This is a genomic window from Streptococcus porcorum (assembly GCF_053203725.1).
Genome location: NZ_JBRUDG010000043.1, coordinates 1 through 12058, shown reverse-complemented (window position 1 = coordinate 12058; position 12058 = coordinate 1). Strand labels below are relative to the sequence as shown.

Annotated in this window: 9 protein-coding genes; 7 read left to right on the top strand and 2 right to left on the bottom strand. The window is 37.8% G+C overall.

The genetic code is table 11. The features are described 5' to 3' along the window. Positions 1-346: IS3 family transposase (locus tag ACVRWY_RS08845; protein WP_447455793.1), on the top strand; the 346-nt coding region annotated here is incomplete at its 5' end. A gap of 55 nt (positions 347-401) precedes the next feature. Here ACVRWY_RS08845 and ACVRWY_RS08840 read toward each other — a convergent pair. Both ACVRWY_RS08840 and ACVRWY_RS08835 read right to left on the bottom strand, forming a co-directional pair. After that, positions 402-1619: a bifunctional folylpolyglutamate synthase/dihydrofolate synthase gene (locus ACVRWY_RS08840; RefSeq protein ID WP_354369815.1), complete on the bottom strand. Its 1218-nt coding sequence runs from the start codon at positions 1617-1619 to the stop codon at positions 402-404. 99 nt (positions 1620-1718) lie between these two features. After that, positions 1719-2171 (bottom strand): DUF6556 family protein, encoded by a 453-nt coding sequence (locus tag ACVRWY_RS08835; protein ID WP_354369816.1) that lies wholly within the window; start codon positions 2169-2171, stop codon positions 1719-1721. A 137-nt stretch (positions 2172-2308) separates the two neighbouring features. Here ACVRWY_RS08835 and ACVRWY_RS08830 point away from each other — a divergent pair, with 137 nt between their 5' ends. The 6 genes from ACVRWY_RS08830 (at position 2309) to pyk (ending at position 11876) form a co-directional block, all read left to right on the top strand. Continuing rightward, positions 2309-3454 (top strand): cysteine desulfurase family protein, encoded by a 1146-nt coding sequence (locus ACVRWY_RS08830; RefSeq protein WP_354369817.1) that lies wholly within the window; start codon positions 2309-2311, stop codon positions 3452-3454. Between the two features lies 1 nt (position 3455). Next, positions 3456-4670 carry a tRNA uracil 4-sulfurtransferase ThiI gene (gene thiI, locus ACVRWY_RS08825; RefSeq protein ID WP_354369818.1) on the top strand — a complete coding sequence of 405 codons (1215 nt, stop codon included), beginning with the start codon at positions 3456-3458 and terminating at the stop codon, positions 4668-4670. Positions 4671-4775: 105 nt separating this feature from the next. Next, positions 4776-5957: a CapA family protein gene (locus ACVRWY_RS08820; RefSeq protein ID WP_354369819.1), complete on the top strand. Its 1182-nt coding sequence runs from the start codon at positions 4776-4778 to the stop codon at positions 5955-5957. 140 nt (positions 5958-6097) lie between these two features. Then, positions 6098-9202, top strand: coding sequence for a DNA polymerase III subunit alpha (locus ACVRWY_RS08815; RefSeq protein WP_354369820.1), 3105 nt, complete (start codon positions 6098-6100; stop codon positions 9200-9202). An 82-nt stretch (positions 9203-9284) separates the two neighbouring features. Next, a complete protein-coding gene (gene pfkA, locus ACVRWY_RS08810; protein ID WP_354369821.1) occupies positions 9285-10295 on the top strand; it encodes a 6-phosphofructokinase in 1011 nt (336 codons plus the stop codon). Between the two features lie 78 nt (positions 10296-10373). Further along, positions 10374-11876, top strand: a complete 1503-nt coding sequence (gene pyk, locus ACVRWY_RS08805) for a pyruvate kinase (protein WP_354369822.1) — start codon at positions 10374-10376, stop codon at positions 11874-11876. Positions 11877-12058: the final 182 nt, after the last annotated feature.

Genomic DNA, 12058 nt, shown 5'->3' with positions numbered 1-12058 from the left:
TATAGATCAGGTCTTTCACGATTCTTGGGATTCAACCAAAGTCTGTATCCTTCATTCTGACCAAGGTTTTCAATATACCAATCAACAGTATCTCCGAAAATTAGATCAATACGGTGTGACCATTTCTCATTCTGGCAAGGGAAATTGTTATGATAATGCGGCATGTGAGAATTTCTTTTCCCGCTTGAAGAGTGAATCCTTGAGACTATTTCCGCCTGAGGATAGGGAAGCCCTCATCCAACAAATCAGGAAATACATCGACTGGTATAATTGCCACAGACCACAAGAAAAATTAAAAGGTATGACTCCCTTAGAATTTAGGGAAGCATACCTTCTAAAGACCTAACTTTTTTAACTGTCCATTTTATCTGGGGCTTGACAATCAAGTCTCTTTTATAGTATTAAGGGATAAATTTTTGTCGAATTTCTGAAATAAAATAAAGTGATCCTGTTACAACAAATAAGGTTTCTTGTTCCTCTTCATGATACCAGTCTTCAAAATGCTCTACTTTATTAAATTGATCGGGATACTGATTCAGTGGTTGTGCTTCAAAAAAATCAAAGCTAGTGACACTAAGCGGGTAGTCACTAAGCACATTTAATAAAGGAGAGAGAGACTTACGGCCTAGTCCTGCAAATAGAATTTTAACTTTTCTAGAAGGGTAGTGATCTTGTAAAAGTGTTATTAATTGCTTGATACCATCACTATTGTGAGCACCATCAAGTAACAAATTTGGACGAAGAAGCTCACTTCGTCCAGGCCATTTTGTGTTGTTTAGCCCTTGTTTTATTGTTTTTAAAGAAATTTTTGGAAAGTTTTCTGATAAGATAAGACTACACATCACAGCTAGGCTGGCATTAATTTTTTGGTGTTTCCCTAAGAGTTGAAGGTGGATAGGGCTAATGACAATATCGTGATAAGTGAAAGTATCCTTGCTTAGTTTAAAATCTTGTCCAGCTTCAAAAGTTAAGCTATCATGATTGTAGGCAGTGTTGTAAAAGAGTTGGCGAACATCATTGGAAACAGGTCCAAAAATTAAAGGAACATGATCTTTGAGCACCCCAATTTTATGTTTCGCAATTGATAAGTGGCTCTTACCTAACTTATCTTCGTGATCAAGACTGATAGAAGTGCAAATAACTGCTAGTGGCATAAAAACATTGGTCGCATCATAAAGTCCCCCAATCCCAGCTTCAATAAAAGCAATATCCACATTTTTTTGAGCAAAGTATTGAAACATTAAGATGGTGACCAACTCAAATTCTGTGATGTCTCCAAATGTTGTCTCTTTTAGATTTTCAAGCATGGGGAGAATAGAGTTTAACAGAACTGTTAAATCTGCATCAGGGATTTCTTCTCCACAGATGGCAATTCGCTCATTAAAGCGAGTAATATAAGGAGAAGTGAAGGTTCCCACTTGATAACCAGCCTCTGTAAAAATATGTTGAAGGTAGCTGGTTGTGGAGCCTTTTCCGTTTGTCCCAACAATATGGACAGCTGGAAATTGATGTTGTGGGTTACCTAGCTGCTCTAGACACCATCTAACACGATCAAGATTGGTGCCTCTTCCTTTGGCGCGTTTACTGTGAATGAAATTCAAGGTTTCTTGATAGTTCATGGATTTCCTTTATATAAAAAGGGGAGTGATGGAAACTAAAATGTTAACATTTTAGCATCTCCACTGCCCACATAAAATCTTAAGAATAAAAGAGATGGTTTAAGGTGTTGTGACACTGTCAGCAGCAGAAGGAGTTTCACTGGTTGCAGTGGCTGCTTCAGTTGCTGTAGTGGTTTCGTTACTGATGGCCTCACTTGAAGAGGTGAGTGTACTGTCTTCGATAGTATCAGTTGAGCTGCTCTCAACAGTTGCTGTTACTTGATTACTTGCGTCAGTACCTGCTTCAGCACTAGAGCTAATGTAGCTACCTGCAGTATTATTATTTGTTGTATCAACTTGTTTGACGATGGAACTACTAGATGAGGTGTTATCTTTTTCTTTATTACTATTCATATAGTTGTTGATAGTAAGGGATGCTGTGATAATCCCCAAAGTTCCCCCTATGATAGCAATGGTTTTTTGAAGGGCGGAAATCCCTGTCGAGAGATGCTCAGTAGCACGTTTACCTTGTTTTTTAGTTTGCTTTTGATTTCTTGAGTATTCGTTTGACATGCTATCCTCCTTGTTTTTTATTATTATACATTTTTTTGAGAAAAATTCCATATCTAAAGGTAAATTTCTCTTGACTTATTCTGGTGATAAATATGCTATAATGAAAGAGATTGAAAAAAGAGAGAGAATGACGTAATATGATTTTTTTTGATAACGCTGCAACAACTCGTCCTTATACAGAAGTATTGAGAACTTATCAAGAGGTTGCAGAAAAAATTTTTGGAAACCCATCGAGTTTACATCGTCTAGGGAGTCAGTCCACACGTATCTTAGAAGCTTCGCGAAAACAAATTGCAGATTTAATCGAGGTTTCTTCCGATGAAATTTTCTTCACTTCTGGAGGGACAGAAGCTGATAATTGGGCCATTAAAGGCATTGCCTTTGAAAAACGTCAATATGGAAAACATATCCTAGTATCAGCAATTGAGCATCCAGCGGTTAAAGCGTCTGCTAAATGGCTAACCAAACAAGGGTTTGAAGTTGATGAAATTCCTGTAACGAAAGAAGGATTTGTGGATGTTGAAGCTTTTAAACAACTGTTAAGACAAGATACGATCTTGGTTTCAGTTATGGCAGTCAACAATGAAATTGGCAGTGTCCAACCTCTAGAAGCTATTGCGACAGTTTTAAAAGATAAGCCGACAGTTTCTTTTCATGTCGATGCTGTTCAAGCTATTGGAAAAATAAAAGTAGAAGATTTTTTATTGGACAGGGTTGATTTTGCAAGCTTTTCAAGTCATAAATTCCACGGTGTACGTGGAGTGGGTTTTCTTTATAAAAAAGCTGGTAAGAAAATTTCCCCTCTGTTATCTGGGGGAGGTCAAGAGTCTGATTTACGCTCGACAACTGAAAACCTTGCAGGGATTGCGGCAACAGCCAAGGCGTTGCGTTTAACTTTAGATAAAGCAGAAGTGGCTCATCACAAGATGGCTAAGATGAAGCAAGTTATTTTATCAGAGTTAGAACAACGGGATGATATCTTAATTTTTTCAGGCACAGAAAGGTTTACCCCAAATATTATAACCTTTGGAATTAAGGGAGTCCGTGGCGAAGTTGTGGTACATGCCTTTGAAGAGCACGATATTTTTATTTCAACGACTAGTGCCTGTTCTTCAAAAGCAGGAAGTCCAGCTGGTACTTTGATTGCTATGGGAATTCCAGTGAAAGATGCTCAAACTGCTGTTCGTATTAGTTTAGATGATGATAATGATATGGGGCAAGTAGAGCAATTTCTAACAATTTTTAAACAAATCTACGATAAAACCAAAAAGGTAAGGAGATAAGATGCAATATTCAGAAATTATGGTACGCTACGGTGAATTATCAACAAAAGGTAAGAATCGGATGCGTTTCATTAATAAACTAAAACGTAATATTCAAGACGTACTTTCTATTTATCCATCTGTTAAGGTGACGGCAGATCGCGATCGTTGTCATGTCTTTTTAAATGGACAAGATTACGCGCCTGTGGCGGAAAGTCTAAAGCAAATATTTGGTATCCAAGCCTTTTCACCTTCTTATAAGGTTGAAAAAGATGTTTCGGTGTTAAAAGACTCTGTCCAAAAGATTATGACTTCCATTTATCAAGAGGGGATGACCTTTAAAATTACGGCTAAGCGTAGTGATCACAATTTTGAGTTAGATAGTCGTGATTTAAATTTAACGTTGGGAGATGCAGTTTTTGATGCAATTCCACATGTTAAAGTACAAATGAAAAATCCTGACATTAACCTTAAGGTTGAAATTCGTGACGAGGCTGCATATCTTTCCTATGAAAATATAAAAGGTGCAGGAGGACTACCGGTAGGAACTTCTGGAAAAGGGATGTTGATGTTGTCAGGTGGGATTGATTCACCTGTTGCTGGTTATCTCGCTTTAAAACGCGGTGTAGATATTGAGGCTGTCCATTTTGCAAGTCCCCCTTATACCAGTCCAGGTGCTTTAAAAAAAGCGCATGACTTGACACGTAAGCTGACTAAGTTTGGTGGTAATATTCAATTTATTGAGGTTCCTTTTACTGAAATTCAAGAAGAAATTAAAGATAAGGCTCCTGAAGCTTATTTGATGACCTTGACGCGTCGTTTTATGATGCGCATCACTGATGCTATTCGCGAAGAACGCGGAGGATTGGTGATTGTTAATGGTGAAAGTCTTGGGCAAGTCGCTAGCCAGACGCTAGAGTCTATGCAAGCCATCAATGCAGTGACCACAACACCTGTCATTCGTCCAGTGATTACAATGGATAAGTTAGAAATTATCGATTTAGCTCAAAAAATTGATACGTTTGATATTTCGATTCAACCTTTTGAAGATTGTTGTACAATTTTTGCACCAGATCGCCCTAAAACCAATCCTAAAATTAAAAATGCAGAGCAATATGAAGCTCGTATGGATGTAGAAGGCTTGGTGGCGCGTGCGGTTTCAGGCATTATTGTGACAGAAATTACTCCTCAAGCGGAGCAGGACGAGGTTTCTGATTTAATCGAAGACTTACTTTAATAGAATAGAAAGATTGGATGGACGTCCAATCTTTTTTGATATTTAGACTAGGTTAACGGTTTGATGAAAAAGTGTTATAATGAAAAAGAACAGGAGGTTTTTAGGATGGTTTATAAAAAAACAATTTTAGCCAGCTTGATGGCTTTAGTAGCGATATTTGGCATAGCATTAGTGATGGATTTAACAGGTTCTAGCCAAGTCAAGAATCTTAATACAGATCAGTCTCAGGAACCGCTAAGGACAGCTCGAGTGGTAGCAAACGGTGATATTCTTTATCATGATATTCTTTACACCAGTGCTAGACAGGCAGATGGGACGTATGATTTTAAACCTTATTTTGAATACGTCAAAGAATGGATTTCTGGAGCGGATTTAGCAATAGGTGATTTTGAAGGAACGATTAGTGCAGATTACCCTCTATCAGGATATCCTCTATTTAATGCGCCATCAGAAGCAGCAGATACGATGAAAGATACAGGATATGATGTGGTCGATTTAGCACATAACCATATTTTAGATTCAGGATTATCGGGAGCCCTAAATACTGCACAAGTCTTTAATGATCTTGGAATGGACACGATTGGAGTGTATCAGAAAGATCGTGCGACAGAAAATATCTTAATCAAGGAAGTTAATGGCATAAAAATAGCAATCTTAGGTTATGCTTATGGCTACAATGGCATGGAAGCTAACCTAACAGAAAAGGAATATCAGCAACATATGTCTGATTTGGATGAGTCTAAGATAGAGGCAGAGCTTAAAAAAGCAGAGCAAGAAGCGGATGTTACCATTGTGATGCCTCAGATGGGAGTGGAGTATGCATTGGAGCCTACCCAAGAACAAGTGACCTTATATCATAAAATGATTGACTGGGGAGCAGATGTTATTTTTGGTGGCCATCCTCATGTTATCGAACCTGCAGAGGTGGTAAAAAAAGACGGAGATAAAAAATTTATTATTTATTCTATGGGAAATTTCCTCTCTAATCAAACTTTTGAAATGCTGGGGAACAAATGGACAGAACGTGGTTTATTGATGGATGTTACCTTTGAAAAATCAGGAGGAAAAACAAGTATTAAAACTGTCCAAGCACACCCTACCCTTGTTCATGCAACTGGAAAAGGAGTAGTTGGTCAGGAAGGGTATGAATACTATGATTATCGTGTCATGATTCTAGAAGACTTTATTGAAGGTGGGAAATACCGTGATACACTGGATGAGGCAATGAAAGCAAAGGTAGATCAAGCTTATCAAGAAACTAATGATCTTGTTCAGTTGAAATGGTAATACATTTTCAATTTTTTCATTAAGACCATTATAAAATAAGGCAAGGCGTTTTCTAAATTACCTGTTAGAGAACGTCATGCCTTGTTTTTATTTTCTTTTTCATAGTATAATAAGAGATAAGAAAAAATGAGGAGAGCTCTATGTTTGCGCAACTGGATACTAAAACAGTCTATACCTTTATGGATAGCTTAATTACTATTCCTTCTTATCTCAAAAAGGCAAAAGAGTTAGGATATAGCCATATCGGAATTATGGACAAGGATAATCTTTATAGCGCTTATCATTTTATTAAGGCTGCTCAAAAAGAAGGGATGAAACCCATTTTGGGAGTTGAGATGGATTTGATTTATCAAGACCGCTCAATCACTTTTCAGTTTATTGCCTTAAATACTAAGGGCTATCAAGATCTGTTGAAATTATCTACAGAAAAAATGACTGGACAAAAAATATGGGAATCCTTGACAGAATTTTTAGGAGATTTAGCGATTGTCATACCTTATTTTTCTGGAATAGAAGAGATAAGGCTGCCAAAAGATTGTTACATTGGCTTACGATCAGATAGCCCCAAATTAGCATACGACCGTCCGACTATTCCTATTCACACTGTTCGGTATTATAGTAATGATGACCGTGAAAGCTTGCAAGTATTAAGAGCGATTCGTGATAATGTTCAACTAAAAGATATTGGATCAGTCCCAAAAGACCAAGTTTTATATGCCTCATCCACAATGGAGGAGATATTTAGAGCGCGATTTCCTGAGAGTTTATTACAATTAGAACAGCTCGTTTCTACAATCGAGTATGAGTTTGATACCAATTTAAAATTGCCTCGCTTTAATCGTGAAAAAGAGGCTGTGATAGAACTAAGAGAACGTTCAGAAGAAGGATTAAAAACTAAGAGGCTTTGGAATTCAGTTTATCAAACTCGCCTCAATCAAGAGTTGGATGTGATTCATCAAATGGGATTTGATGATTATTTTCTTATTGTTTGGGACTTATTACGTTTTGGTCGTAGTCGTGGCTATTATATGGGGATGGGGCGAGGATCAGCAGCAGGAAGTTTGGTGTCCTATGCTTTAGATATTACGGGGATTGATCCTGTAAAAAATCATCTTCTATTTGAACGGTTTTTAAATGTTGAGCGCTACAGCATGCCTGATATTGATATTGATTTGCCTGATATTTATCGTAGTGAGTTTTTACACTATGTCAGAGACCGTTACGGAAGTCATCATACGGCTCAAATTGTCACCTTCTCTACTTTTGGAGCAAAGCAGGTTATCCGTGATGTCTTTAAGCGATTTGGAGCTACTGAATATGAGTTGACACAGTTGACTAAAAAAATTAGTTTTAAAGATACGTTAGCCTCTGCCTATGAAAAGAATATATCGTTTCGTCAGCTCATTCATAGCAAAACAGAGTATCAACGAGCATTTGAAATTGCCCAAAAAATAGAAGGTCAACCAAGACAGTCTTCTATTCATGCTGCAGGTATTGTGATGAGCGATGATAATCTCACTAACCATATTCCTCTTAAAGCTGGAGAAGAAATGTTCATTACGCAATACGATGCCAATGCTGTTGAAAGTAATGGTCTATTAAAAATGGATTTTCTTGGACTGCGTAATTTGACTTTTCTTCAAAAAATGCAAGAGGCTCTAGTTGAAGAGACAGGTAGGGATTTTTCAATCAGAGATATACCGTTAGAAGATGTGGCTACATTACGTTTGTTTGCCTCGGGACAAACCAAGGGAATTTTCCAGTTTGAACAGGCTGGTGCTATTCATCTTTTAAAGAGGATTCAACCATCAAGGTTTGAAGAAGTTGTAGCAACCACCAGTCTTAATCGTCCAGGGGCTAGTGATTACACTGACAATTTTGTCAATCGTAAATATGGAAAAGAGAAAGTTGATCTGATTGATCCTTTGGTCGCACCTATTTTATCGTCAACTTACGGTATTATGCTTTATCAAGAGCAAGTCATGCAAATTGCTCAGGTGTATGCTGGATTTACGTTAGGGAAAGCAGATCTTTTAAGACGCGCCATGTCTAAAAAAAATATCAAAGATATGGAAGACATGAAACAAGAGTTTATCTCTGGAGCAAAAGCGCTAGGTCGAGATTTGGGAGTAGCTGAGCATCTTTTCTCTATGATGGCAAAATTTGCGGGTTATGGCTTCAATAGGAGTCATGCCTATGCCTATTCTGCCTTAGCTTTTCAATTAGCATATTTTAAGACGCACTATCCCCATATTTTTTATGCTGTGATGCTAAATTACTCCAGCTCAGAATATTTAAATGATGCCTTAGAGAGAGGATTTAGCTTATCTTCGATAAGCATCAACACCATTCCTTTTCACGATAAGATTCAGAAAGAAAAGATCACACTAGGCCTTCGTCACCTAAAAGCAGTTCCCAAAGAAATGTCCTATTGGATAATTGAGAACAGGCCATTTAAGAGTATCGAAGATTTTCTGATGCGCTTACCAGAAAACTATCAGAAGTTAGAAATACTAGAAACGATGGTAAAAGTTGGACTGTTTGATGACTTTGAAAAAAATCGTAAGAAAATTTTGCTAAACCTCGATCATCTTTTGATTTTTGTCAACGAATTGGGCAGTCTTTTTGCGGATTCATCTTACCATTGGCTTGAGAGTGAGGATTTTAATAGTGTTGAGAAATACCAATTTGAGCAAGAAATTTTAGGTATCGGTCTTAGCCCCCATCCTTTACAAGAAGCGATGAGAACCAGCGTTCATCCATTTTCTCGCATTGTTGATTTATCTAGTGGTCAACAAGCAACAATTCTTGTCCAGCTAGAGAGGATAAAATTAATCCGAACAAAAAACAAAGGACAACAAATGGCATTTTTAACAGTAAGTGATACGCAGAAAAAACTAGATGTCACGGTTTTTCCAGAACAATATCACCATCTGAAAGAGCAACTTAATGAAGGTAACTTATATTATATGATCGGGCGCATTCAAGAAAGAGATGGGCGCTTGCAGATGGTACTCAATCAGCTTGAGTTAGTTGTCATGGAAAAGTTCTGGATTCAGATGGTCAATCATGACAAAGATCAAGAGGTGGCAGCTATTTTAGCACGTTATCCAGGAAATATCCCAGTATTGATTCATTACAGTGATCGTAAGGAGACCATTCGTAGTCAGCACTTTCTGGTTCAAAAAAGTGAAAATTTAGAAAAAGAATTAAGCACAATCGTTATGAAAACGGTTTTTCGTTAAAAAAGATAAGAAATTGTAAGCAATTTTAGAGTAGATATGCTATAATAAAAACGTTAAAAATAAAAAAGGAGTATCAAGCAAAATGAAACGTATTGCTGTTTTGACTAGTGGCGGTGACGCTCCTGGTATGAACGCTGCTGTTCGTGCAGTTGTTCGTAAAGCAATGTCAGAAGGTATGGAAGTTTACGGCATCAACTACGGCTATGCTGGTATGGTTGCTGGAGACATTTTTCCACTTGATTCACGTGCAGTTGGTGATAAAATTTCACGTGGTGGAACCTTCCTTTATTCAGCGCGCTATCCAGAGTTTGCAAAACTTGAAGGACAACTCGCTGGTATTGAACAATTAAAAAAACACGGTATTGAAGGTGTAGTTGTTATCGGTGGTGATGGTTCTTACCACGGAGCTATGCGTTTGACAGAGCACGGTTTTCCTGCAGTTGGTGTACCTGGTACAATTGATAACGATATTGTGGGTACTGACTACACAATTGGATTTGATACAGCTGTGAGTACAGCTACAGAAGCGATTGACAAGCTTCGCGATACCTCATCAAGTCATAAACGTACTTTTGTGGTTGAGGTAATGGGACGTAATGCTGGGGATATCGCTCTTTGGTCAGGTATTGCATCTGGTGCCGATCAAATCATTGTCCCAGAAGAAGAATTTGATATCAATGATGTCGTTTCAACTATTAACAAAGGTTATGAACTTGGAAAAAATCATCACATTATTGTTCTTGCAGAAGGTGTGATGAGTGGTGATGCTTTTGCGGCTAAGCTAAAAGAAGCAGGTGATACTAGCGACCTTCGTGTCACAAACCTTGGACATATCCTTCGTGGTGGTTCTCCAAGTGCGCGTGATCGTGTGTTGGCATCATGGATGGGAGCACATGCTGTTGATTTACTTAAAGCAGGTCGTGGTGGTCTGGCTGTCGGTATTCATAACGAAGAGTTGGTAGAAAGCCCAATTCTTGGTACGGCAGAAGAAAATGCATTGTTTAGCTTGGGTGAAGGTGGTAAGATTATTGTTAATAATCCGCATAAAGCACGTCTTGACTTTGCTGACTTGAACCGCAAATTAGCTCATTAAGAAAATTATCTTATTTCGTTTACATTTGTTATTACTATGTCGTTTAGCGACAAACTATAAAAGGGAGTTTTATTTATTATGAATAAACGCGTAAAAATCGTTGCAACACTTGGTCCTGCGGTAGAAATCCGTGGTGGTAAAAAATTCGGCGAAGATGGATACTGGGGTGAAAAACTTGATGTTGAAGCTTCAGCACAAAAAATTGCTGAATTAATTAAAGAAGGAGCTAACGTTTTCCGTTTCAACTTCTCACATGGTGACCATGCAGAGCAAGGTGAGCGTATGGCTACTGTACGTCGTGCAGAAGAAATTGCAGGACAAAAAGTTGGTTTCCTTCTAGATACTAAAGGACCAGAAATTCGTACAGAATTGTTTGCAGACGATGCAAAAGAATATTCATACAAAACTGGTGACAAACTACGTGTTGCTACAAAACAAGGTATCAAGTCAACTAAAGAAGTTATCGCATTGAACGTAGCTGGTGGCCTTGACATTTTTGATGATGTTGAAGTTGGTCGTCAAGTTCTTGTTGATGATGGTAAACTTGGTCTTTCTGTTGTAGCTAAAGATGAAGCAACTCGTGAATTTGAAGTTGTTGTGGAAAATGATGGTGTAATCGCTAAGCAAAAAGGTGTGAACATCCCTAACACTAAAATTCCTTTCCCAGCTCTTGCAGAACGCGATAACGCAGATATCCGTTTCGGTCTTGAGCAAGGTCTTAACTTTATTGCTATTTCATTTGTTCGTACTGCTAAAGATGTTGAAGAAGTTCGTAACATTCTTAAAGAAACTGGTAATGAACACGTTCAATTGTTCTCAAAAATTGAAAACCAACAAGGTATTGACAATATTGATGAAATCATCGAAGCTTCAGATGGTATCATGATTGCTCGTGGTGACATGGGTATTGAAGTTCCATTTGAAATGGTTCCAGTTTATCAAAAAATGATCATCACAAAAGTTAACGCAGCTGGTAAAGCTGTTATTACAGCAACTAACATGCTTGAAACTATGACTGATAAGCCACGTGCAACTCGTTCAGAGGTATCAGACGTATTTAACGCTGTTATCGATGGTACTGATGCAACTATGCTTTCAGGTGAATCAGCAAATGGTAAATACCCAGTTGAGTCAGTTCGTACAATGGCTACAATTGACAAAAATGCTCAAACTCTTCTTAAAGAGTATGGTCGTTTGAACTCAGCTAACTTTGAGCGTACTAATAAAACAGAAGTAGTGGCTTCTGCTGTTAAAGATGCAACTAATTCTATGGAAATTAAATTGGTAGTTGCTCTTACTGAATCTGGTTCAACAGCTCGTGCTATTTCAAAATACCGTCCAGATGCAGATATCTTGGCTATTACATTTGATGAAAAAATACAAAAATCATTGATGATTAACTGGGGTGTTATTCCAGTTGTTACGGACAAACCATCATCAACTGATGATATGTTTGATGTAGCAGAAAAAGTTGCTCTTGAAAGCGGTCTTGTTGAATCAGGTGATAACATTGTTATCGTAGCTGGTGTACCAGTTGGTACTGGTGGTACAAATACAATGCGTATCCGCACTGTAAAATAATAAGATTTTTAAAAGCCTATTGTATCAAGGTTTCATCCTTGTGCAGTTGGCTTTTATTTGGCTCTTTGTCAACTGTAGTGGGTAGATGAAAAGCTAACACCTAGAGAGGACGAAATTCGTTCTCTCTTTCTTTATGTTCAAGGCAATCAAAATCCGTTTTTTAAAGTTTTCAAAGTTCCTGA

Bases quoted from the DNA above. Each gene is read 5' to 3' on its own strand.
- ACVRWY_RS08820 (WP_354369819.1), top strand. From the start codon at position 4,776: ATGGTTTATAAAAAAACAATTTTAGCCAGCTTGATGGCTTTAGTAGCG.
- ACVRWY_RS08830 (WP_354369817.1), top strand. From the start codon at position 2,309: ATGATTTTTTTTGATAACGCTGCAACAACTCGTCCTTATACAGAAGTA.
- ACVRWY_RS08840 (WP_354369815.1), bottom strand. From the start codon at position 1,619: ATGAACTATCAAGAAACCTTGAATTTCATTCACAGTAAACGCGCCAAA.
- pyk (WP_354369822.1), top strand. From the start codon at position 10,374: ATGAATAAACGCGTAAAAATCGTTGCAACACTTGGTCCTGCGGTAGAA.
- ACVRWY_RS08835 (WP_354369816.1), bottom strand. From the start codon at position 2,171: ATGTCAAACGAATACTCAAGAAATCAAAAGCAAACTAAAAAACAAGGT.
- ACVRWY_RS08815 (WP_354369820.1), top strand. From the start codon at position 6,098: ATGTTTGCGCAACTGGATACTAAAACAGTCTATACCTTTATGGATAGC.
- pfkA (WP_354369821.1), top strand. From the start codon at position 9,285: ATGAAACGTATTGCTGTTTTGACTAGTGGCGGTGACGCTCCTGGTATG.
- thiI (WP_354369818.1), top strand. From the start codon at position 3,456: ATGCAATATTCAGAAATTATGGTACGCTACGGTGAATTATCAACAAAA.